A 24,935-nucleotide genomic window follows, 5' to 3' on the forward strand; every position below is an offset into this window, starting at 1 on the left:
TTTATAATAACATATACCTAATACAAAGTTAATAGTTAAAATTCGGTCCTAAATTACAATTCTAAATAAATAAACCAAAAAAAGCACTATTAAGGGATTCACTCTTAGGCATGAGGATCCCTTAGTAGTGCTTCTCAATATTCCTTTTTAAATACCACTTCCACCACTCGCTTCGATGACTTTCCACTCTCTAGATAGCAGAATTTTTCATAAAACGGTGCGAATGAAGCTGGTAATGTAAAAGTCGGTTGTTCTGTTTCTCTTACCCATTCAATGACACTTGCTGTCTCTTTCACAAGCGGCCCAGGTGCTTCTTGTTCAAAGTCGAAGTAGAATCCTCTGAGCTTGTCACGATATGTTTCGATGTCTGGTACATAGAACAGCATCGGACGTTTAAGGTTTGCATAATCAAAGAACACGGAAGAGTAATCTGTAATGAGTAGGTCGGAAATCATATAAAGGTCTCGAATGTCTTCGTAATGAGAGAAGTCATAGGCAAAGCCTTCATATGGTCCGAGATCAAAGTTTTCCGCTACTAAATAGTGCATACGAAGGATGATGATATATTCTTCTCCGATAGATGCTCGTAGCTCATGCAGATCAAGGTCTAAATCAAATTTGTACTGCCCTTTTTTATAAAATTGATCGTCTCTCCATGTCGGTGCATATAAAATCATTTTCTTATCAAGCGGCAGGTTCATTTTTTGTTTGAGCGCTCTCATTGTTTCTTCATTGTTTTGATTGTGAAGGAAATCATTTCTCGGATATCCTGACTCAATCATGGTCTTTTGGAATTGGAACGCACGGGTAAAGATTTCAGTCGAGTATGCATTAGGAGAAATCAGATAATCCCAATTCGATGCTTCTTTCGTGAAATTCTTTTTGTACTTCTTCGTGTTTGTTCCAGGCATATGCACTTCGTCCATGTCCATCGCCAGTCGTTTTAATGGCGTGCCGTGCCATGTTTGTAAGTATTGGGTGTGTTCTGGTTTTGGAACCCATAGCGGCAAACGACTGTTTACGACCCAATACTCGGCTCTTGCCATTGCAAAAATCCATTTCAATGACAGACGATTGATATAGTAGATGCCTTTTTCTTTAAATGGTGCTTCATGCCCTTTTTTAACACTCCAGATCAGCGTATATTCAGGGTGATTTTCTTTCATATATTCATAAATAGCACGCGGGTTACAGCTGAATTGTTTTCCATTAAAGCTTTCAAACACAACAGTTTTCTTTTTGACGGACAGCTTACTCGCCAGCTTAAAGGTTGTTTTAAAGGTTCTTGTTACAAGACGATTTCGAATTTTTTTGATTTTCCCAAATTGCTTTTTGAATTTCTTCCACTTGCTTTTCACGTAGTACTTAGCACGTGTCTTCATGGTGTAATCATTAATTCGAATACCAAGGGTTTGTCTTTTTTTCTTTCTGTACACTTCATAACGAATTGGTACGTCGTCTCTTTTATGAATTTGAACAAGCCCTTTGAGTTTGTTTGAACGATCTCCAAGTACCAAAGAAGCAGTTGTTAATGTTTCCTCCACTCCGTTGACGTCGCAAATAAATTCTAGATAAAAGCGGTATATAAGACGTTTATTTAAAGAATAAGTTAACTCCTCTAAAGGAACTTCTGCTGAAAATTGATACAGTTGTGGTGTTTGATGGTCGTCACGATATTGAATGACTTCATCTTTTTTATGTGTCATCTTGACAGGAAAACGATGCTCAACTGGTTCCTCACCATTTTTCTTCAATAGAAGCTTTACTTCTTTGATCTGATAAGGATGCTCTGCACTTAGAACGCCTGCATACCCAGATAAAGATAGCGTGCATTCTTTGTTGAGCTCGATATGATGGAATTTCACAACTTTGAGCTCCCGTTTGATTTTCAATGAAGCATTGCCTTTGTCTGTACGATATGGAATAACATACAACAGCGCTTCTTTATTTTCTAAAAATGTCAGCTCTGGCGTTTCAATTTCCATTTTCAAACGACGTTTATAATATGGTGTTTTTTCTTCTATTTCGGAAGTCGCGCTGGTATCCGCTTCTTTTGCGTCTTCATCCTCTTCTTCCGAATCAGAATCATAGGCTGAGTCTTCAAGCTCGTCTTCGTCCTCTTCTTTGTTTGCGCTCAGATAGTCCGTGACATACAAGTTGTATGTCTGGCCTTGCTCTAACGCAAGCGGAAGCGATGCTTCACTCAGTACCAATTTGAATAGATTCCCTTCTTGATGAACAAGCGGGAGGAATAGTTCTTGTTTTGAGACCCTTTCCCTCATAAACAGATAAAACTCTCTATCTGCTAATGGCATGTCATCGTAGATGCGAACGAGCATTTCCAATTTTTCATGATGATTTTTTAAACCTTCAACGACACTCTTCTTATGGATTCCCTCTTCAATCATTAATCGTTAATCTCCTCTGTTCAAAAATCTTACCGTTATTTGTATCATTATTTTACTTTCCAAGAATAGTTCCCCTGTTTCGTTTGATACGACCAACCATCAATTGAAGATGGTTTATTGGTAAGGAGCTCTCCCTCTACTTCTAGACGTTGCAACACTTCTTGAAGTTCTTCTGTTTTAAAGCGGATGTAAAAATCCACAAATTTTGTTTGGTTGGTTTCGATGTTTTTCTTTGTTTGAAAATGACCAATTGGGAAACTGACTTGATCATTCTCATCAATTGTTTGAGAAATGATTTCAGCTCCATTCACTCGATCATATCCTGCAAAATCAATTTCCACATGATCCACTTGGCTCATTTCGTCTGTCATCTTAAGCTGAAGATGAAGAACATGGTGTTCAGAGCTAAGATCATGCAGTACCCATTTCGTGCGATCCACGATCTTTCTCAGCTCATCTTTACGTATACGGTTTTCCAGCATCTGATGAAGTACTGTTTTCCAAGCTGATATTTCATCAGAAGGCACATGGTAGAAATAAGTTTGTTCTCCTAAAACCTTCTCAACATCTTCTTTATGCTTAGTATCGCCAAAGAAGACGGCATCCACTTGCTGTTTTCTTATTTGTTTAAATAATTCTCCATATTGAGAATTGATATGGAGCGGATTTTCCTCATAATGGGCTTCATGCACAAAAGCAGCATAATAAGTTGATTCCGGTTGATCTATTTTAAACAAATGGCGGTCCTGGTCCCGGTCCTCTGTGACCATCAGTTTTAACCGGTCATTTTGTAATTGAATGCTGGATAGCCATTGTTGTTTTATATCCGTCTTCTTTGTAAATGTTTGAATTCCTGTTTTTTTATACCAATTAATGTGACGGACTGGATTCTTTTTTGCATCACCAGCATAGATGATCTCCATAAAAATGCTGCCATCGTCCTTGATCAATTCTTCTAAATAGAGAGCACCTGTATGAGGAACAAAGCTTTGAACTCTGCGTAAAGCTCCCTGCCAATTGTATTCTTCTCTCTTCACTAATTGCTGCTCTTCATTATATTGATCAATCATACAGATTGGGGAAGAAGGCAGTTCATATCTCGTCACCTGAATGGTCGATGTATCTGCCGGGATAACTGCTTCATTGATGGATTGAGGTACTTCACCCGCAATAAACTCCAAATAATACCTTTTACTTCCGCTCTCTGGCAGAATGTAATGTTCAAATACATTCAGGATGTCAATTTGAGGATGAAAGGTCTCCTCCAAGCGGCGAATACGTTCCTTCACATTTACATCGAAATTCAAAGTTAACATCGCAGTACGTTTATGTTTCTCAGCCAATGGCTCTATTCTTGCTTTTAAAGACTTCGTTAAGCCGTCTTCCTCATTTGGTACGTCACCTACAATAAAGTAGTAGTCCATATCAGGAATTTCAACTAATGCCATCGTTTCATTTTGTTCAGGTTGATCCAATGTATCTTTAACTTTTTTCTTCATCCAATTTTGAAACAAAGAAAGCTCTCCTTAAAATTCATGATAACTCGCTCATTGTATTTCACATGAAAAAGCACTTCTCACCAAAAGATAAGAAGTACTTTTTTCATCTATTAAAGTCCAGCAATTTCTTCCTTAATTTGAGTTGTCGAGATACCTTCTGTTCTCTTCAAGTAAACGACTTCGCAATGCTCTTTCAAGAAATCGAATTTACCTTCCCAGTCATCTCCCATGACAAAGACATCAATGTCATGTTCTTGTACATCGCGGACTTTTTGATCCCAGCTGTTTTCTGGAATAACTTCGTCTACATAACGAATAGTTTCAAGAATCAGCTTTCTATGCTCGTAACTGTGATAAGCTTTTTTTGATTTTTGTAGATTAAACTCGTCTGTAGAGATGGCCACCACTAAGTAATCTCCGAGCTGCTTTGCACGTTCTAGCAGCTTAATGTGCCCCCAGTGTAATAAATCAAATGTACCGTAAGTAATAACTTTCTTCATTGCAAACATGAACTCCTTTCTTTCATCCTTATTCGTCTGCTTCAAGCAGTAATGTTATCCGTAATCCTATTATCATCGATCATTTTTTCGCTCTTCGGAACTTCATTATATCACAACGCCTATGAAAGGTTAAGAAAATGTAAAGACAAACTATTTCCAATTTATTGGGTGCAGGAGTAGAACACCGAGAAATCAATATTTCACAAAGGATCGTCCATATGAATTAATGAAAATGTCACGAAATTTAAAGGATTGTAAAGTTATTGTTAATATTTCATGGAGCAACTGTGATAAAATGATGAGTAGGCGAAGAATGAATTTACAATGAACGTTTCATAGATAACAAAATGAAAAAGGAGGTCTGAACAATGCAAACAGAAGTGGTCTCTAACCTTTCTTATGTTAATGGTGACTTAGATGAATTTATTAGCTATATCAACCAGCATCATATTTCCCAGAGAAGAGGCGCCATGATTGCGACAGTGAATCCAGAGATCGGCTATGCTGTCATGAAGGATGATGCATATCATCAAGTGGTTTCTTCCGCGGATTATGTACTGCCGGATGGTGTAGGTGTTGTGTTGATGTCACGCATGACGCAAAGTCCATTGAAATCAAGAATTGCAGGTTTTGATGTGTTCATGTCTATGCTTGATCTCGCAAACAAGCAATCTAAAAGTATTTTTTTATATGGGGCGAAAGAAGAAGTGCTCGAGGCTGTCAAACAGCGAATTGATACGGAATATCCGAATGTGGTGATCGCAGGCAGCTGTGATGGTTATCAAGCAGATAAACGGTTTGTGGCAAAACAAATTGCTCGTTCAAAAGCAGATATGGTGTTTGTTGCTTTAGGTTATCCAAACCAAGAGAACTTTATTTATGAATACCGTCATTTGTTCCCGCAAGCTGTTTGCATCGGTTTAGGCGGAAGCTTTGATGTATTTAGCGGTACGGTGAAGCGTGCACCACGCTGGATGATTAAAACAAATACGGAATGGCTGTACAGACTCATTGTCAATCCGTGGAGATGGAAACGAATGCTGAATATCCCAAAGTACGCTTTTGCCGTATTAAAAGAAAACAAAGGGAAAAAGCGCTACTATCCTGAGCAAGTAAAAGATCAGACGAAGCAGCTGTGAGAGACTGATACATGATGAATATACACTCAATGATCATCTCATGCTATGCAGCTTTTGTTTCTTTTGCTGGATGGCTCATGAGCGGCGTGAAACCTCGTGACAATCAGGTGACGCTGCTTGTTTCATTCCAAGAGAATGCAGCTGCTCTCATCGATACTTATCAACAACAGGCGAATATGACAATGAAGCTCACTGTCCTCTATACGAAGCATGCTTCCGTGATAGAAAAGGACGTGCCTCATGTGTCATTTCGCTATTTTCATGAAAAAAATCCCTTTCATCTCATTCAATGTATCTATACGATGCTAAAAAGCAAAGTTGTCGTCACAGATAATTATTTTCTGATGACAAGCGTGCTAAGAAATAGACCTTCTACCACTTGTATTCAAGTGTGGCACGCCAATGGTGCTTTGAAAAAGTTCGGTCTTGAAGACGCTTCAAATCATCACCGTAGTTCTCGTGATCTGCAGCGTTTCAAGCGGGTCTATACGTCTTTCGATTATATCGTTACTGGCTCAGATCACATGCGCGAGATCTTCAAAACTTCATTTGGCGTCAACGACGATCGTTTTTTGCCAACAGGTGTACCCTTCACAGATGCGTACTATGATGAGCGCCCTATTTCCTTTCAGACGGATATTTTTCCAAAAGGCAAAAAAGTGCTGCTGTATGCGCCGACCTACCGGGACTTTGCAATGGACGGTCTTGTCTTACCTTTTTCTAAAAAACAATTGCAGAGTGAGCTGAATGGCGACTATATTCTGCTCGTCAAACTTCATCCTGCGGTGAAACATTTAGCCAAAGCAGAAACAGATGGTGAGTGGATCTTTGATGTGTCCGATCAGCCGCTCTTTCCATTGCTCTCTGTATGCGATGTCCTGATTACAGATTATTCGTCCATTGTGTTTGAATATGCGCTGCTCCGAAAGCCTGTTTTGTTCTTCACTTACGATCTAGAGACTTATCGCATGAAACGCGGTTTAGTCGAACGTTATGAAGACATTATTCCAGGAAAGGCTTGCGTCACTCAAGATATGCTCTTAAAGGAGCTTAAGGAGCTAAACGAATCAGCCAATCAAGACTTATTGAAAACCTTTGCTGAGGAATGGAACCAATATTCAAAAGGGAAATCAAGTCAGCAGCTTCTTTCCTTTATTGAACATCAGCTCCTGCACAAAAAACGTCCGGCTTCTCATTAAGAAGCACGGACGTTTTTTTATTTGTTATACACGGGGATATCATAATACAGCGTATAGTTATCAAGTAAGTTATACAAACTATACATACGAGTGACCTGTTTAGAAGCCCAGCCAATATCTGTTGCATATTGGTGAGTCGCTGTCGCAGACCACCGCATTTTGTAAATGGTATCTTGTTTGTATGTGGCGTTATTGATGTAGCTGTTGCCAATGAATTTTGCCCCGCCAATAATGGCTGCCTCTGGTGTGAACCATTGCTGTTCATACGCATACTTTGCACCGAGGTAATTCGGGTTACTGTCATATGCGCCTATACCATACATGTTATATACTTTTTTCCCATTAAACATCGTACCATTCGCTAAAATGGAATTTCCGTTACCTGTTTCAAGCAGCGCATGTGAAATGAGATAGATTTCGTTAATATGATACGTTTTCGCTGCTGTGATAAAGGCTTGTCCTTTTCCGGCAAGAATGCCTTTCCCTGCTAAAATCTTCGTATTCACTTCAGTCGGGTTGAGATTTGCAGCTTCAGAGAGTTTGAGAAATTGAAAATAAGATTGAGTGCCCTCCGCGATATTTGCTGGGTCTACATATTTTAATACTTCTGCTGAACTCGCATTTCTCCAGCCGAGGCTGATCTTGATCCAGTTGCCTTCTTTTCCAAGCTGCTTCACTTTTGTCCCTTTGTTCAGCTGTGCGACGATGTTGCTAGCCGAACTTGAATCAGGTGTAGAACGTACATTTAGCCCGTCTGTATTCACTGTGGATGTCGCTGGGTCTACATATGTCGCATAGACATATGCTGCACCATCTGTCTGCGGCGATACCTTCATTTGTTTGTTTACCATCTCATTGACAGTGAGGTTATAATTCGTCTGCATCACCATTGGACCGTTTTTGATTTTTGTCGCTGTGGCTGTCCAGCCGTATTGGCTTTTCACAAAAGCAATGGCCGCATTCGCATTTGGTAACCCTGTAAACTGCTGTGTGATGTTGATTTTATATGCCGGTTTTATCGTTGTTGTATAAGCAGCTGGTTCATTTCGTTTTTTGAAGAATGTCATGCCTTGATCTCTTAAGGCAGCAGTCGAAATAACCCCTGTTTTGATCTGATATTGACCATAATCAGTTGCACCCGTTTTTTGAGCGGCTGCTTTCATTTTTTGTTTGGTTAAATAACTTAAGGCTTGATTCAGTTTTGTCTGATTCACAGTCGCCTCTGTCGTAATACGGTATTGCTTAACAGCTTCTGTTAATGTTTTTGTACTACTGGCAACTCCATTTTTTTTCATGATCTCTTGCGCCTGCTTTACTTTGCTTTGATCATATACAGGAGTTGTCATCAGGCTGTATGCTTTACTGACTGCTTGCCCCTTGCCTGTTGTGATGCTGCTTGTCACCTTTTGTGCCTTTAAGTATGCAGCACCTTTATTTACTTTTGTCTGATCCGTTGCTTGATTCACAACAAGTCGATACGTGCTGTCAGATGCTTTGCCTGTTTTTTTCGTTGTGGCGGATACTTTTTTCTTTTGGAAAAATGCCGTTGCTTTTTTCGCTTGATCATCGCCCAAAAGATTCCCAGTCACTACTTGATATGGCTGTGTAGAGGAGATCTTTTTAGATGTATAGCGCCATTTCTTTTTCTTGAAAAAGGCAACTGTTTTTGCGTAAGTTGTGTCATTTAATTGATTGAGCTTTACGATATAATTTTTCGTTTTTCCTACTCGCTGCACAGTACCTGACGCACCAGCTTGTTTTTTGATCTGAGCCGCCGCTGAGGCTGCTTGCTTACTGTCTTTGAAATAGCCTGATTCCATGCTATATACATTTTTAACAGCTCCAGCCTTCTGAATCTTTCCGCTGATTTTCGCTTCTTTTTGCAGCTGGGTCAGAAGGGTTTGCGCTTTAGACTGATTCGTTTGTGCAGCAGATGTGACGATGTAATACGGTTTGCCTGCTGCTACCGTTTGGAGTACTGCTTTTAAACCTGATTCCTTTTGAAAACCTTGCAGGATGGTATTTGCCTTACTCTGTCCAACAATATTGCCTGAGATCAGCTGATACACGGTGCCGGCCTTGTTTTCAGTTTGGTATGTACTCGTGACTCCGGCCTGTTTTTGTAGTTCGGTTTGAATATTTTTGACTTTCGTTTCAGAATCAATGGCTCCTGAAATGACCTGATAAGATGGTCTACTTTGATTGATAGCTTCATACGTGCTATTGAGTCCTGATGTTTTCGTCAGCTCGAGCGTCAGTTTTTTCGCCTGACTTTCATCGTTGATTGGATCAGATACGATTTTCTGTAAAGGAAGGCGGTCACCTACTGGAGACACCGTACCGCTCATGCCTAACTCTTTTTTTAATGCAGCGGCACTTGCATTAGCTGCTACTTGTGAGTCATATCCTGAGGCAGTTAGCTGATAGGTCGATGTATTTCCTGACGTTTGATAAGTGGCTGTCCATTTCTTATCCTTTTTCAACGTGTCAACCGCTTTTTTCACTTCTGCTTCTGTTGTAAATACTTTTGAGGTGCTAATCGTATAAATGGATTGATCGACATAGGAGGCTGCTTGCACTTCTTTGCCTGTGTGTAATGTCATACCAAAGGCAGCTGCGAGTAACATAATCTTGATGGTTTTTTTCACGGTCCCTGTCCCTCTCTTAACTTTGCATAATAGTCTACTAATCTCTTTATCGACAAAAACACCAGACTTTTTTAACAAAATAAGCTTAATATATTTAAATTCACCTATGAAAAGTGACATTTTTGGGGGACTTTCACCTCAATACATCATCTTAAATTTACTTTAAAGATATAGTGATTTCTTAATTTTCCTTTAAAGGTATGGTATCATTTAGCATCATTAGAATTTATAGAAATTTCAAATTCACTTGTATTTTATATCACAACGAATTTCTTGACTTTTTCAATAGTAATCTCCAAAGGAGTCATAATGATGAACAAGAAAATTTTTAAACGTCAGAAAAAAATATTAAAACGAAAAATAAAATTTTTGAAAGACCCTTTAATGAATTTTATAAAGGATAAAAGACACCAAAGAAACAATTTATATGCATACTATTATCAACGTTTTGATGTTGTTGAAAAAACCGTACTATATGAATCTAGAGACGGAAAAAGTATGACCGATAGCCCATTAGCCATTTTTGAATATTTGTTACATCAGCCTCATTTCAAAGACTATACACATATTTGGTCAATTGATGATTTTGAAATATTAAAACCAATTTTAGATAAGTATACCGATTATAAAAACATCATTTTTGTAAAGCGAAATTCTAAAGATTATTTGAAATACTTAGCAACTGCAAAATATTTAATAAACAACTCTACTTTTCAACCATTTTTTATATGTAAAAAGGAACAAGTCTATATCAATACATGGCATGGCACACCATTGAAATATATGGGCTTTGATATTCCAGGAAACCCTGCACATTCTCAGAATGTATTGAGAAATTTTTTGAGCTCAGATTATCTCATTAGCCCAAATGAACATACAACAAGTATGTTTATAAATAGCTATAAGTTGAAACATCTTTTCTCGGGAAAAATTATAGAAGAAGGGTATCCAAGAATTGATTTAACGTTGAATACTGATTCCCTTGAATTTAAAAAAGATCTTCACTCTTTTGGAGTAGACCTTTCTTTAGACAAAAAAACCATTGTATATGCACCTACTTGGAAAGGGACAAGTGTAGGTAAAGTTAAAAACAATTTAACTCAGATCACTTCTGACCTGAATTACTTACATGAACGCTTTAGTCAAGAATATAATATCCTTCTTAAGCTTCATCCATTTCTGTATCACCAAGCCAGTCAATCAGCAGAATTACAAGGTCGGCTGATACCAGACTTTATCGATACAAATATGCTGCTAAGTGCGACCGATTTATTGATTACTGACTATTCAAGTATATTTTTTGATTTTCTAGTTACAAATAAACCCGTTCTTTTTTATATGTGGGATGCAGATGAATATAATGAAGAGCGAGGCATGTATTTTAATCTTAAAGACCTTCCTGGTCCCCGCCTTTATAACATTAAAAATTTGGCAGATTCGATTGCTCATATAGAAGACATAAATTCACAATTTAAACGTCAGTATGATCAATTTAAACATGACTTCACAAAACATGACGATGGTAAAGTGACTGAGAGAGTTGTTAAATCTATTTTCAACAATGAAACGGAAGACATCCGTTTCATCAATGCTCTTCATGAAAAGAAAGAAAAGATATTGATTTACCCTGGGGGAATGAAAAATAATGGTATCACTTCCTCTTTCATTAATTTAACACAAAATATTGATTATCATAAATATGATGTTAGTTGCTATATGAGCACTCCAAACTCCAAAGAGGTATTAAATAATATTGCAAAAGTCAATAAAAATGTCAGGTTTATTTTCAAGCCAGGCCTACCTGTCTACACTTTACAAGAAGTTTATAAAGATAAATTCATTCATAATCGTGGAGTAACCAGTAAATTCGGGGAAAAGCTCTATCCACAAGATGCTTATTCCAGAGAATTTAGTCGCCTTTTCGGAAAATCCACTTTTGACCATGTCATTGATTTTAGCGGATATAGTTTATATTGGGCTAAATATCTCGTTTCTGCAGATGCTAAAACAAAAATATGTTTTATGCATAATGATCTTCTCTCTGATAGCGAAAGAACGATCAATGGTAAGAAGCCTCATAAAATAAATTTGAGAGGTTTATTCACCATATATCATAAATTTGATAAATTGGTCAGTGTTTCTAAAGGCACAATGGAATTAAACAAACAAAATTTATCTCACTATGCAGATGAAAGTAAGTTTGATTATGTGATGAACTCAATCAATCCAGACAAAATATTAGGAATAGAATTACAATCTGGTGACCAAAACACATCAAGCCTTATCCAATCGAATAAACCTTTTAAATCAAGAGCAAAAATTCTAAGCAGCAAACATGATAAAATCTTCACTACGTTAGTAGAAGATAACCTGTCCACTTTTTCAAGCAAAGCGTTTGAAAACAATGTAGTGATGATTACAAGAAAAGCTGTAACAAAACAAAACGAAGTTTTATATAAGTTCTCTGATGAAGATCATGTTGTGGGATGGCTAAATAAAGATGCTTTTAAACTTCTTCCAGATAGTATTATATGTGAAGAAGAAGTTCATAAATTAGCATTAATCACCAACCCTAAACATAATGATATTTGGACGAAACCCTTTAAAACGAGGGGAATTAAAAAGGTTTCTTCGAGTCACCCCTATAAGAATATTATGGTAGAGATAGACCGAGAAGCTAGAACTGAACGTTCACTCTACTGCAGATTCTATATCAACAAACAACTAATAGGCTGGATAGACTCATCTGCACTAAAAATACTGAAGAATTATGAAGTAAATAGTGTTCAATCTGAGGAAAAGCAAGTCATGATGGAAAAAGAAATACAAACATTATTGAACAAAAATTACCACGAACATGCAGAGTTTATTCGCTCATTGCCTAATAGAACACTTTTAGAAAGAAATATAAATAAAAAAATGAAAATTGTCCATACAGAGAATCATACAATATGGACAAAAGCATATCCAAATTTCGGATATGAAGAAGTTTGCAGCGCTGAGTTATATAAAGGTGCTATTGTGACTGTACACAAGAGCCATAAAACAAAAGAAGCGACATATTACCAATTCTCTTTAGATAAAAAAGTGATTGGATGGTTACATGTAAAAGCGTTTAAAACATTAGATCATCAAACTATTTTAAATCGTAAAGAAGTGAGCTACTCTGCTTCTCTTCATTTGAACGAATTTAAAATTTATAGCAAAACGAACGAAGATACTAGGTTTAAAGTCTTGAAAGATTTTTATCTTTACAATCAAAAAGAAGTTGATATTACAGAAGAAATTACCACACCTATATCAACTTACTGTTCCATAGTGTTTAATAACGAAAAAGTAGGCTGGGTAGATAAAAAAGCGATTGAAATTCTTGAAGTTCGAGGGTTTGAAATAGGAAATGAATTTGTTCCTTACCCTTCCAAAAAACACTATAATTTTGTTAATATGGGACGTCTGTCTCCAGAAAAAGGGCAAGATAATTTAATTACTGCTTTTAAACAACATTTAGAAACAAATGCAAACAGCAGACTATATATTCTCGGCGATGGTCCTCTTAAAAATGACCTTCTAAAGTTAATAGACGAATTAGAATTGCAAAACTATGTGTTTTTAGTTGGCCAAGTTGAAAATCCATTTACCGTCCTAAAAATGTGTGACTGCTTTGTGTTATCATCACACTATGAAGGCCAGCCAATGGTACTTTTAGAAGCCATGACGTTAGGAATGGATATCTTGGCAACAGATATTATTGCAAATCGAACAGTTTTAGAGAATGGCAAATATGGTGCTTTAGTCAATAACAGTGTCGATGGACTTGTAGGAGGGCTAAATAACTTTAGTAATCATACAAATCCTGCTTATGCTCCATTCAATTATAAAGAGTACAATAAAAAAGCAATGGATACTTTTTATAAAGTGTTAAATTAACTAAAAAAGACTTTCAAGCTCTATTCCATGCTTGAAAGTCTTTTTCTTTATATATGTGACACAATCAGTTCACAAGATCCTTCAATGGTGAAGTTCCCAGTTTCAGCAGGCAGGATAAAATGGGCTCCTTTTGGCAGCGGATATGTATGTCCATTATGCTCTAAGGACCCTTCCCCATTAATAACGCTGCACAGCAAAAACGGATAATCTTGCGATAGCTCTACTTTTTGATCAATTTCCCATTTATACACAGAGAAATATTCTGCTTCTACAAATGTTCTAATGGTCACCCCTGAACGAGTTTCTACTGATTCATCTGCATAACCGTCTACATGAGGAACCGTTGTGACATCAATGGCCTGCGTGAAGTGAAGTTCACGTTCATGGCCATTTTGGTCTTTTCGTTCATAATCATACACCCGATAGGTCGTATCTGAACTTTGCTGCGTTTCGAGAACCAGTGTGCCTTCACATAGTGCATGAATGGTACCGCTTGGCACATAATAAAAATCACCCGGCTTAATTTTCACTCGCCGCAAAAGGCCTTCCCAATCTCCGCTGTTCATCATGGTCACAAGCTCAGTTCTCGTCCTTGCATTATGACCGTAGATCATTTCTGCGCCTTCTTTGCAGTCAATGATATACCAGCACTCTGTTTTCCCAAGCTCACCATTTTCATGTCTTTCCGCATAATCATCATCTGGATGAACTTGAACGGATAAATCTTGGTTTGCATCTAAAATTTTTGTTAAGAGCGGGAAGCGATCGCCTTCTATTCCCCCAAACAATTCTCTGTGATTGTCCCATAGTTCGATCAACGTTTTCCCTTTATATGGACCGTCTTGCACGACACTTGGTCCGTTTGGATGAGCAGAAATTGCCCAGCATTCTCCCGTTTGATCAGAAGGAATATCATAGCCAAATTGATCCCTTAAGGCTGTACCTCCCCATATTCTCTCCTTCAATTCAGGCAGTAAAAAAATTGGTGACTGCTTCATTCAGGATGACTCCTCCCTTTGCTACCCTTTGATAATCCTTGCCTAGCATGATGAAAACTAGCAAGTCTCAACTTTTATTATGACGCTATCTAAAGAGAAGTCAATCCTTTCAGTACACCGAATGAAAACGATAACAAGAAAATCAATTTACCCTTTGACAGAGCCTGCAAGAAGCCCTTTCACAAAGTATTTTCCAAGTAGAATATAGACCAAAAGTGTCGGCAGTGCAGCCAAGATGGCACCTGCCATTTGAACATTCCATTGCACAATTTGACTGCCTGATAAATTTTGCAATGCGACCATGACCGGCTGATTCTCTGCTGTGGTCATAGTGACCGCAAATAGAAACTCATTCCACACATTTGTGAACTGCCAAATGGCAACCACGACAAACCCTGTGATGGAAAGCGGCAGAATCATATGTCTGAAGATCCCGATAAACCCGGCTCCATCCATCTTCGCTGATTCAATCATTTCATCAGGAATACTCACATAAAAATTGCGGAACATGAGTGTTGTGATTGGCAGGCCATATACGACATGGACAAGCACAAGTCCCGGAATGGAGTTATACAAGCCGATTTCACGCAAAAATTGAATGAGTGGAATGAGGATACTTTGATATGGAATAAACATACCGAACAACATGAAGGTAAACACCACTTCTGATCCTTTAAAGCGCCATTTAGACAGCACATAGCCATTCATCGCACCTAATACAGCTGACAATAAGGTAGCAGGAATGACTAGATAAAGAGAATTCATTAAATTGGGTGATAACTTTTCAAAAGCGATTTTGTAGCTTGAGAAATCAAGTGTAGATGGAAGCGACCACATTCGCTCAAGGGTAACTTCACCTAATGGCTTTAAGCTTGTGACGAGCATGACATAAACAGGCATGAGAAAAAACAAACTGCACAGTATTAATAAAGCATAAAGAACTGGACGGACAAACCCTCTTGCGGTCATGATGAAGCCCCCTTCCGACTAGACAGGAGATACGGCACGATAAAGACCGCAACAGAAATCAACATGACGATCGCAATGGCGGCACCACCTGCATAATGGTTTCCTCTAAAGGTCATTTCAAACATATAAACACCTGGCACATCGGTGACAAAGTTTGCACCTGGTCCTGTCATCGAGTAAATCAAATCGAAGATCTTTAAAGAAATATGTGCCATGATAATGACGACGCTCGCTGTGATTGGTTTTAACAGCGGGAAAATGATTTTCCAGTAGATTTGCCACTCGGTTGCGCCATCCATTCTAGCAGCCTCTCTCACTTCCTCTGGAATTCCTCTAAGACCAGCCAAATACATCGCAAGTGAAAATCCTGTCATCTGCCACACAGCAGCGATGACAACTGCAATCATTGCTGCCGGTACACCAAACTCAATTTTTCCCCAGACAAATCCAGCTAAAATGTTCGTATCCGTGTACCACTTGGGCTGGATGCCGAGTGTTTTTAAAAACAGATTCACCCCAGTTGATGGATTTAGGATCCATTGCCACACAACACCTGTGACAACAAAGGAAAGGGCCATCGGAAAGAAAAAGAGATTCCGAAAAAGTGATTCCCCCTTGATCTTCTGATCTAGTAAAATGGCCAGCACAAGCCCAGAAGCAATGACTGCTCCAATAAAGAATAATGTAAAAAAGACCGTGTTTCGAAGATCTGACTGAAAGCGAAAATCTTGAAACAGCATGACATAATTTTTCATACCTGCGAAAGAAAAATCAGGAACAAGCGATGTCCAGTTCGATAATGAAACATATCCTGTCCAGCCAATAAAGCCGTAAACAAAAATGAATAATAAAACAGCTGACGGTGCTAAAAACAGCAGGGCAAGCAGCTGGTCTCCATTCCATTTTCTCCGAACACGTTTCACTTTTGCTGCTGGTGTTTTTGTGGTCGGCGATGTGTCCATGCGCATGAAGCTACACTCCTTTTTTAAAAAAGAGGCGGTGCCTAACGGCCGCCTCTTTCATCTTTATTTCATTGAATCTTTTAAAGAAGAAACGAACTGGCTGCTGTCTTTTTGTGTCACGAAAATATTGACGGCTTGGTTCGCCTTCGTGACAAAACCTTCTTCAGCAGCTGAGCCATGCGCAAGAGACGGTGCCAGCTTTGACTCTTTAAACGCCTTCATTGCCGATTTTCCGTATTCATCATATTTTGATACATCTGCATCCACACGAGCCGGAATTGACCCTTTCAGCGGATTAAACGCATCCTGTCCTTCCACAGATCCTAAGACAGATAAGAATTTTTTCACGTTTTCTGGCTGTTTGACACCCTTCGGTAGTCCGAATGTATCCGTGATGACCATAAAGCTGCCCTCCGTACCAGGAGTTGCCACGTATCCAAAGTCTTTATTCACCTTCAAATCTAGATCATTCACAAAATATCCTTTTGCCCAATCGCCCATGACATTCATTGCAGCTTCCCCTTTTGCCACGAGTTGTGAGGCATCCTGCCAGTTACGCGAGCTATGATCGTCGTTGACGTACTCGAGCATACGTCCAAAGATGTCTGCCGCTTCCTTCACTTTTGCATCATCCATTTTTAAGTCGCCCGCCCAAAGTTTTTGATAGTCATCTGCACCTAATACACCTAGAAGAACGCTCTCAAACAAATGAGTCGCTGCCCAAGGTTCTTTATCCCCAAGCGCAAGAGGAGTAATCCCTTTTTTCTTTAAGGCATCGGCTGTTTTGAAAAATTCATCAAACGTCGTTGGCGGCTCTAAGCCCTGATCTTCAAATACTTTTTTGTTATACCAAAGCACATTGCCTCTGTGAATATTCACTGGAACGGAATAGATTTTCCCGTCTTTGCTCACAAGGTCAATCAGTGATTCTGGAAATTTATCCTTCCAACCTTCTTTTTCATATAGATCATCCAGCGGCTCCATTTTGCCTGCGGCTACCCAGCTCTCATTCAGCTCTGCTCCCCCGTGTACTTGGAAAGTAGCTGGCGGATCATCTCCTTGCATCCGGCTTGTTAGAACAGCCTTTGCATTCGTACCAGCGCCACCAGCGACAGCTGCATTTTCAATTGGAATGTCTTTATTTTTCTCTTCAAACAATTGAATGAGTGCCTTCAGTCCGTCTTCCTCACCTGCACCAGTCCACCAAGAGAAAATTTCTAGCTTCTCCGCTCCGCCCTCTTTTTTTGCATCTGAGTTCGTCGATGAACTGCAAGCAGAGACGACCAGCATACAGAGTGCCAATAAAGTAAAGCCTATTTTAAACTTCATCATGGATCCCCCATCCCTATTTTGTAAGCGTTATCAAAATAAGTATACTGGCAGATCCTTGCCTTTTTTCAGGCAAACTTCTTCACTTTTTTATGAAATTCTTCATTTTTTTACGACCTGTTTTCGATATTCCTTCGGTGAACAGCCCACCATTTTTTTAAACACACGACTGACGTAATTCGGATCAGTATATCCTGCTTGATAGGTGATTTCTTTTAAACTAAGCGAACTCTCTTTCAGTAGCTTCTTCATTTTATCCATCCTACAGGTCGTCACATATTCTTTAAACGTCAGACCTGTCTCATCCTTAAAGCGTTTGGTGAAATACGTCGGGCTTAAATCAACATAGGCGGCCGTTTGCTCCAGCGTGATATGTTCGCAAAAATGTGTTTGAATGTATCGTTTCGCCCGTTCTATATCATTCACCGTCTGGGTTCTTGCTTCATACAGATCAAATAAATGTTCACAGCATTGGCGGCATTCTGTTTCTGTAGTGATAGCCAGGATAGGCACATCTGCACGAAGTCGTGATTTGAGTAAAATGAGCAGCTCTTTCACATGAGAAATGGTTGCCCCTTCTAATTGGAAGGCATCATAGTAAGCAAGAGCATCATCTCTTCTCCCTTCTTCTAGTGCCAGCATCATGTCATCGGCAAGCTCAGGCAAGTTGATCAATACGTAAGATTGTCTATCTGTATGGTAAAAGCCATAACGAACAGCGCCGTCATCTTTTTTTCGCTGATAATAGGAAAGCTTCGCTTCTGCTGCACTTTTCTGAAGTTGAAGTGGATTTGAGACAGGATGACCCAAGCCAACGACAGAGGAATGCTGCTCGCTTGTCATAGCAGCGCGAATGGCTTGCAGTACATTCGCCTTTAGGTGACCAGGTGATTGATGGCTGTAAATCAAGCATGTAAACAGCTCACCGCTCACTTGGATAGGCACTGCTTGAAAAAGAGCAGACTCCTGCAAATGATTCAGGAGTTGATCCCCGCCTGTCCGCTGAACAGCGATCACTAGACCTGCTTGAAAATCCTGAAACAGCCGCTCAAACGCTGTTGAAGTATAAGATTGACCGTTCAACACATGGGCTTCCAGCCATTTCGACTGCTGATTGACTTTCTCCGCCTGCCGCAGGGAGACCTCCTGCTGAATTTCTGCCGCAACAGAACGAATCGCTGTAATGGTTTCGTCTTTATCAGCTGGTTTGACAAGGTATTGTTTGACCCCTTCCTGCATGGCTTGCTTGGCATAATCAAACGTATCGTAGGCTGTCAGCATAATAAATTTAGTATGAGGACAGCTTGCCTTGATCTGTTTGATCGCTGTGAGTCCATCCATGCCTGGCATTTGAATATCCATGAGCACAAGGTCAATTGGCTTAGACCGCGCCAATTCCACCGCCTTTTTTCCATTCGCAGCTTCCCCTGCAATATGACAGTCTGGCAGCCATTCGGTCATGAACTTACGCATCGCCATTCGTTCAATTTTTTCATCATCCACAATCAGCACGTTCAGCATGCTCGTTCCTCCTTGATTGGTATTGTCAATTGAATGGTGGTCCCTTCGTTTGGCTTTGAATCAATTTGAAGGGCATCCTGCACTCCATAAAACAAACGCAGCCTCGACATCACATTTCGAAGACCAATTCCTGTCGAGTGACCTTTACTACGTGTGTCTGAATGATCTTCTTCCTCTTGCGATAGCAATCTCTTTTTCTCTTGATCACTGATGCCAAGTCCATTATCCCGAATCCGAATCATGACAAAGCCATCATCTCGATCAATAGAGAGCTCTACAAGCCCCCCCTCCTCTTTTGGTTCTACCCCATGAATAAAGGCATTTTCGACAAGCGGCTGCAATGTAAGGCTCGGAATGTGAACAGATAGACACGACTCATCTATGGTCGTTTTGCATGTAATACGATCGGAAAATCTTGTTTCTTGTATATGAAAATATTCTTTTACCACTTTCACTTCTTGTTCTAACGTAACAGATGCGCTGAGAGGAGATAGAGAATACCGCATCAGCGTAGAAACGGATTGTATCAATCTCGATGTCGCATCAGCTGATTCTAAGTACGCCATACGTGAAACGATGTTTAATGTATTAAATAAAAAATGTGGATTCATTTGATTTTGCAGTGTTTTCAGCTTCATGTCTTTAATTTTCTGATCTAAAGCGGCCTTTTGCTTCATCTCTTCAATCATTACCTTCATCTCTCGCCGCATTCGCTCAAAGGCATGATTTAACACAGAGATTTCGTCCTTTGATGACACATGCAAATTCGGACCATCAAAATTTCCTTCTGATACTTCTTTGGCACTTCGTGATAGATGAACGATCGGTCTTGAAATTCCGCCCGCAATGATATAGGCCATCCATAAAGCGATACCTATCGATAATGTAAACAGACATAGAGTAAAAAGCGCATACGTTTGATGTCTTTTTTGAAGGGATTGGTAGAGTACTTGATACTCAGATAATTCATCATCCAAAAGAGTCATTGTCTGCTCTTGGATATAAGAGGACACGGTTCTTACTTCTTTCACACTTGCAGCATATTCTTTGATTTCCCCTTCTTTGACATGATTCATTGTCGCATCACTTTCGTTTATGAGCGTCCGCATCATATATTGATATTTTTCAATGGAGGGGATGGCGGCATGAAGCCCTGCATCTTTGAGCAATGCTTGATCATATGATGTCATTTTCTGTTTTGATTCAGCATACCCCTTGGCAAACGCCTGATCCTTTTCGATGGCAAAGGCGTTGACCTTTTCATACATCGTTTTTGCCTCTGTCGAAATATCATTCAGCAGGAGAAAGGAACGAAAGCTCTTGCTATATTCTGATGTGATTTTTGAACTGCTCCAATACACAAAAAAAGCGGCCACATTGCCAAGGAGCACAAGAATTAAAAAAGCCAATAATAACTTACTTCGAATTCTCTTCATGGCTGAACCCCCTGTGGTCTTTCCGTTTGATGAAGGGGCAGGTCTCCTCGCCGAATCACACTCGTCCCTGTGTACTGCAGCGGTTCTTGTTTATCCCCTTGCTGCAAACGAACAAGAGATTCAACCGCTTGATAGCCCATTTCATAAGGGTGCTGTACAACCACTGCATCGATTTTCCCATCATCCAGCGCTTGAATCGTATCAGGCAATGTGTCAAATGCGAGCACATAAACATCTTTAGACGAATGATATTGCTCTGTTGCTTGAATAATGCCGACACCGTCTAATGCGCTTGTTCCATAAAATGCGGTGAGCTGCGTATGATCATTCAACAATTTATACGCAGCACCGGAAGCACCTGATTTCGTAATCGCCGACTCTTCTATTCCAGCAATATGAATGCGTTTCTCACCAGAAACGGCATCTCGAAACCCCTTCACGCGAAGCTTCTGGTGAATCGCATCAAGCCGTCCCGTCACAATGCCCACATACTGCTCGCCTTTTGTATCAGCGATGAGTGCCTGTCCGGCGATAAAACCGGAATAATAGTTATCTGTTCCGACATACACTTGACGCTTGCTCCCCTCTGCATCGGTATCGACTGTGACAACATCTATACCTTTCTCTCTTGCTTTTTGAAAGAGCGGTTTGTATCTCTTTGCATCAAGCCCTTGCGTCATAATGCCATCCACATGACCAGCAATCGCCATATCAATGGTTTTCAGGTGATCATCCAAATCAGCCTGCTTTGGACCTAGGTATTCAAGATACACCCGATGAACTTCCGCCGCATCAGCAGCTCCCTTTTGCACCAATTGCCAATATTCATTATCAAGTTCCTCCGGTACAAGAACAAAGTGATATCGATAAGTTGATACCGCCTCATCGGAAGCGCTTTCAATTTTAACTAAATCTTGACCTAATACAGATAAAAAAAGAACAGATATAACACAAAATGTGAGAAATGCGCCCATTCCGAACAACTTCGACCATTTCATTCACATTCCCCTCCTTCCATTGTTGCCTCATAAAAAAAGAGCTGCTTATAAAAGCATACTCTCTCGACCTCTATAATTCCTTTGTCATAAATAAACTGTTTGGATCTTCTTGGTATGAACCAAAAGGCGGACAATATTGAAATCCAAAGCTTTCATATAATTTTCTTGCCGGTTCAAAGAAAGCAATCGCACCTGTTTCAAGGCTGACTCTTTTATACCCCCGCCGCTTCGCCTCTTGGAGAAGGTGAGTCAACAGATGCTTCGCCACGCCTTTTCGCATATGGGCTGCTGCCGTCCTCATCGATTTGAGTTCACCATGTTCACTTGATAGCTCCTTGATGGCTCCGCAGCCAAGAAGCGCCTCTCCATCCCTTGCACTCCATACTGTGACATCTTGTTTTTTCAGATCGTCTAACGGAAGGGCATGAATGCTTTCTGGCGGTGAATGTTTTTTCATCTCTTCTAAATGAGCTTGAATCAATTGCTCAATTTGACCATCTTTTAGTTCATCTTGTTGAATGTACATATCGACCTCTCCTTTATGCTCATTTTACGTGAAAAGAAGCGCCTTCCCATCTTTTATGTCAGATAAACGAACAAACAACCGGCAGTCATCCGCCGGTTGTTTATGTGAACTACATGATTGTGGAAGAAAGAACGGCCTGTAATTCTTCTGCTGTACTGCTTTCAAGCTGGCTGCCGACACCTACTGCCACGGCTCCTGCTTCAAGCCACTTTGGCACATCGACTGGATGAATGCCTCCTGTTGGGATGAACTCAATCTCTGGAAACGGGCCTTGCAAATTTTTCATATAGGACAAACCGAAGGAGCCGCTCGGAAAAAGCTTTAACACGCTGTATCCATTTGCTTTTGCCTGCATAATTTCACTCGGGGTCAAAACACCTGGAACGTAAAGTGTATCGTGAAAAGATAGGTGCTCTCCGATAATAGGAAGATATCCCGGGCTGACGATAAATTGAGAGCCGGCTTCAATGGCTGATTGTGCCTGCTCAAGCGTTGTAATCGTTCCGGCTCCGACAATCAAGTCGTGGTCATGCTGGTAAGATGCAATGATCCGCTCTGCTTTGGGCGTGGTATATGTCACTTCGATGGCCCGCACCCCTTTTTTCTTTAAACGACCAATCATCTCTATCCCCTCTGCTTCACTACCTGCTCTGACCACCGCAATGAGTTTACAAGCTGCGAGCTTCTCTTTAACGCTCATACTTGCTGACTTTCCCATACCTCTCATCTCCCTTCATATCGTGTCGCCTTTGATATCGTTTGGCTTCTTTTATAAATGCCTGAAGCTCTTCCCGAGTCGGCAGTCCCTCGTGATCTCCTGGGGACATGACTGCAAGTGCTCCAATGGCATTGCCTCTTGTCACCGATTTTTCATATGATAATCCGTCCAGCAGACCGCTCATCACTCCCACTGCAAATCCATCACCAGCTCCGACTGTATCCACGACATGAGACACATGAAAACCAGCCACTACACCTTGGCCGGATGCACTTTTGAAATAGGCTCCTTCTGCTCCCAGTTTAATGACCACAAGCTTGACACCTTTTTGTAAATAAACATCCGCAATCGCTTCCGGCTCATGACATCCTGTAAGTCTTTGACCTTCTGCAAGCCCTGGGAAAAACCAATCTACTTGAGCAGCCATCTGGTTCACCGTATGAATCATGTCTTCTTCCTCTTCCCATAGTTGAAGTCTAAGGTTCGGATCAAAGGAAATGGTTTTTCCTGCTTTCTTCATTTCTTTAAGGGCATGAAAAGAAAACGCTCTCATTTCATTAGACACAGCAGGCGGGATTCCGGTCATATGAAGATGTCCTGCCTGCTGAAAATAAGTGGACGGGAAATCGCTTGCGTTCAATGTGCTCGCAGCAGAGCCTTTTCGGTAGTACGTCACATCAGGGTCTCCATCGATGACTTTTGATTTAAGCAATATCCCTGTTTTGGCCCCATCATTTGAACGGAGCACTGCCTCAGTATCGACCCCTTCTTTTTGAAGCTCTTCTAAAATAAATGTACCAAGTGAGTCCGCCCCGACCTTGCTCATCCAGCCTACGCTAAAGCCTAATCTTGCCAAGCCGACCGCAACATTACTCTCTGCACCAGCAAGTGCTTTTTGAAACGTATGCACTTGGTGAAGCTCGCCAATTTCTTTTGCATAAAACATCGCCATTGATTCCCCAAATGTGATCACATCCAATGCTTTCACTCATTTCTCCCCTTTCTTGGTACCGGTTTCAAAATAGTTGAAAAAGAGAGAGCATGCACGTATGTATACTCTTCTCTGCCTGACGTTTATAAAGATTTCCTCACAATGATTTCTCCATCAAGTTGAATGGTCTGGGGTGCACTCTTATCCCCGTCAAGACGCGTCATAATTTTTTGCATGGCTGCTTTCCCCATCTCATGAGATGGCTGCGCCACCGTAGTGATGCCTGGCCCGATGAGCTTATACCATTCTGTATCATCAAATCCGGCAATGCCTATCTCCTCAGGTATCTTCACCCCAAGATCGACGAGTTCACTGATGAGTTTCAGCATGAGTAATCCATTGCCTGCTAAAATCGCTTTTTTCTGATGGTTTGATTGTAAAAAACGACAAATCTCATCTCGCATTTGTTCCTTTTGCTTCAAATTGATTTCTGCAATCATAGGTTTCTTATGTTGACTCATGGCCGTCTGTTCATAGGCTTCTTTTCGTTCTTCACGAGGACTAATCCCATCGACAGGCTCAGTAAAGAAAGCGATATGTTCGTAGCCTTTTTCATACATTTTATGAAGTAGACGAGCCGTGATGTCACGGTTATTCGTTGTGACGGTATCGACCTTGAGTTCAGGTAACTTACGGTCAACAAGAACAATCGGTACACCGTTTTGCTTAAAGTCTTGCAAAATGTCATTGTTTTGACCGGTCGTATTGATGATCAGCCCTTCAATATAATGCGCATGCAGCTTCAGTAGCATTTCTCGTTCTTTTTCTGGACGATTATCTGTGTTGCACACCATGATGCTGTATCCATATTCATCACAAATCTCTTCCACACCACGAAGTGTCGCAACAGAGAATGGGTTCGTAATATCAGCCACAATAAAACCAATGACCTTGCTCTTTCTTACTTTCAATCCTTGGGCAAGCTGACTCGGACGATAATGGAGCTCCTCAATGGCTTTTTTAATCTTTTTTACCTTTTCAGGAGAAATTTCATTTGTTCTGCCATTGATGTATCTGGATACCGTTGATTTTGAGACACCTGCATATGCTGCAACTTCGTTAATGGTGACTTTCGTTTGCTTTTTCTCTTTCATACAAAAAACTCCCAAGATCGATCTTCTCATTTGTTTCGAAACCGATTTCAAATAAACTTAAAAAAAGCATACC

The 24,935-nt window shown here is 40.2% G+C and carries 18 protein-coding genes; 3 read left to right on the plus strand and 15 right to left on the minus strand.

The genetic code is table 11. The features are described 5' to 3' along the window. Positions 1 to 134: 134 nt before the first annotated feature. From ABG082_RS16560 to tagD, 3 genes are all read right to left on the minus strand, one after another. A complete protein-coding gene (locus ABG082_RS16560) occupies positions 135 to 2,408 on the minus strand; it encodes a CDP-glycerol glycerophosphotransferase family protein (protein WP_057078972.1) in 2,274 nt (757 codons plus the stop codon). Positions 2,409 to 2,455: 47 nt separating this feature from the next. Then, positions 2,456 to 3,922 carry an alpha-glucosyltransferase N-terminal domain-containing protein gene (locus ABG082_RS16565; protein WP_348936279.1) on the minus strand — a complete coding sequence of 489 codons (1,467 nt, stop codon included), beginning with the start codon at positions 3,920 to 3,922 and terminating at the stop codon, positions 2,456 to 2,458. 95 nt (positions 3,923 to 4,017) lie between these two features. After that, complete coding sequence (tagD, locus tag ABG082_RS16570; RefSeq protein WP_008343212.1) at positions 4,018 to 4,407, minus strand: glycerol-3-phosphate cytidylyltransferase; 390 nt, start codon at positions 4,405 to 4,407, stop codon at positions 4,018 to 4,020. 368 nt (positions 4,408 to 4,775) lie between these two features. On the opposite strand from tagD, the gene ABG082_RS16575 reads away from it, so the two are divergent. Together ABG082_RS16575 and ABG082_RS16580 are read left to right on the plus strand one after the other, a co-directional pair. After that, positions 4,776 to 5,546 (plus strand): WecB/TagA/CpsF family glycosyltransferase, encoded by a 771-nt coding sequence (locus tag ABG082_RS16575; protein WP_007499915.1) that lies wholly within the window; start codon positions 4,776 to 4,778, stop codon positions 5,544 to 5,546. Between the two features lie 11 nt (positions 5,547 to 5,557). Further along, the gene (locus ABG082_RS16580; RefSeq protein WP_348936280.1) at positions 5,558 to 6,745 is read left to right on the plus strand and encodes a CDP-glycerol glycerophosphotransferase family protein; all 1,188 of its coding nucleotides are present in this window, start codon (positions 5,558 to 5,560) and stop codon (positions 6,743 to 6,745) included. 17 nt (positions 6,746 to 6,762) lie between these two features. Here the strand turns inward: ABG082_RS16580 and ABG082_RS16585 are convergent, their stop codons facing one another. Next, complete coding sequence (locus ABG082_RS16585; protein WP_348936281.1) at positions 6,763 to 9,393, minus strand: N-acetylglucosaminidase; 2,631 nt, start codon at positions 9,391 to 9,393, stop codon at positions 6,763 to 6,765. 312 nt (positions 9,394 to 9,705) lie between these two features. On the opposite strand from ABG082_RS16585, the gene ABG082_RS16590 reads away from it, so the two are divergent. Further along, a complete protein-coding gene (locus tag ABG082_RS16590) occupies positions 9,706 to 13,320 on the plus strand; it encodes a CDP-glycerol glycerophosphotransferase family protein (RefSeq protein WP_348936282.1) in 3,615 nt (1,204 codons plus the stop codon). 47 nt (positions 13,321 to 13,367) lie between these two features. Here the strand turns inward: ABG082_RS16590 and manA are convergent, their stop codons facing one another. The 11 genes from manA to ABG082_RS16645 form a co-directional block, all read right to left on the minus strand. Continuing rightward, on the minus strand, positions 13,368 to 14,318 hold the full coding sequence (manA, locus tag ABG082_RS16595) for a mannose-6-phosphate isomerase, class I (RefSeq protein WP_348936283.1): 951 nt from the start codon (positions 14,316 to 14,318) through the stop codon (positions 13,368 to 13,370). Between the two features lie 147 nt (positions 14,319 to 14,465). Further along, on the minus strand, positions 14,466 to 15,287 hold the full coding sequence (locus tag ABG082_RS16600) for a carbohydrate ABC transporter permease (protein WP_008343219.1): 822 nt from the start codon (positions 15,285 to 15,287) through the stop codon (positions 14,466 to 14,468). Beyond that, entirely contained in the window at positions 15,284 to 16,255 is a 972-nt protein-coding gene (locus ABG082_RS16605) for a sugar ABC transporter permease (RefSeq protein ID WP_008343220.1), read from the minus strand. Before ABG082_RS16605 ends, ABG082_RS16600 begins: the two co-directional genes overlap by 4 nt. A gap of 57 nt (positions 16,256 to 16,312) precedes the next feature. Next, on the minus strand, positions 16,313 to 17,581 hold the full coding sequence (locus tag ABG082_RS16610) for an ABC transporter substrate-binding protein (protein ID WP_008343221.1): 1,269 nt from the start codon (positions 17,579 to 17,581) through the stop codon (positions 16,313 to 16,315). Between the two features lie 99 nt (positions 17,582 to 17,680). After that, positions 17,681 to 19,099 carry a response regulator gene (locus tag ABG082_RS16615; protein ID WP_348936284.1) on the minus strand — a complete coding sequence of 473 codons (1,419 nt, stop codon included), beginning with the start codon at positions 19,097 to 19,099 and terminating at the stop codon, positions 17,681 to 17,683. Further along, positions 19,093 to 20,535, minus strand: a complete 1,443-nt coding sequence (locus ABG082_RS16620; protein WP_348936285.1) for a sensor histidine kinase — start codon at positions 20,533 to 20,535, stop codon at positions 19,093 to 19,095. Before ABG082_RS16620 ends, ABG082_RS16615 begins: the two co-directional genes overlap by 7 nt. Then, complete coding sequence (locus ABG082_RS16625) at positions 20,532 to 21,533, minus strand: sugar-binding protein (protein WP_348936286.1); 1,002 nt, start codon at positions 21,531 to 21,533, stop codon at positions 20,532 to 20,534. Before ABG082_RS16625 ends, ABG082_RS16620 begins: the two co-directional genes overlap by 4 nt. A 70-nt stretch (positions 21,534 to 21,603) precedes the next feature. After that, positions 21,604 to 22,059: a GNAT family N-acetyltransferase gene (locus ABG082_RS16630; RefSeq protein ID WP_056704257.1), complete on the minus strand. Its 456-nt coding sequence runs from the start codon at positions 22,057 to 22,059 to the stop codon at positions 21,604 to 21,606. A gap of 109 nt (positions 22,060 to 22,168) precedes the next feature. Next, a complete protein-coding gene (locus tag ABG082_RS16635) occupies positions 22,169 to 22,777 on the minus strand; it encodes a bifunctional 4-hydroxy-2-oxoglutarate aldolase/2-dehydro-3-deoxy-phosphogluconate aldolase (RefSeq protein WP_057078965.1) in 609 nt (202 codons plus the stop codon). Beyond that, on the minus strand, positions 22,749 to 23,765 hold the full coding sequence (locus ABG082_RS16640) for a sugar kinase (RefSeq protein WP_348936287.1): 1,017 nt from the start codon (positions 23,763 to 23,765) through the stop codon (positions 22,749 to 22,751). The genes ABG082_RS16635 and ABG082_RS16640 overlap by 29 nt, the downstream gene beginning before the upstream one ends. An 86-nt stretch (positions 23,766 to 23,851) precedes the next feature. Then, complete coding sequence (locus ABG082_RS16645; protein ID WP_348936288.1) at positions 23,852 to 24,862, minus strand: LacI family DNA-binding transcriptional regulator; 1,011 nt, start codon at positions 24,860 to 24,862, stop codon at positions 23,852 to 23,854. Between the last annotated feature and the right edge of the window lie 73 nt (positions 24,863 to 24,935).

The sequence above is a fragment of the Bacillus sp. BS1807G30 genome (assembly GCF_040047675.1).
Taxonomy (GTDB): domain Bacteria; phylum Bacillota; class Bacilli; order Bacillales; family Bacillaceae; genus Bacillus; species Bacillus altitudinis.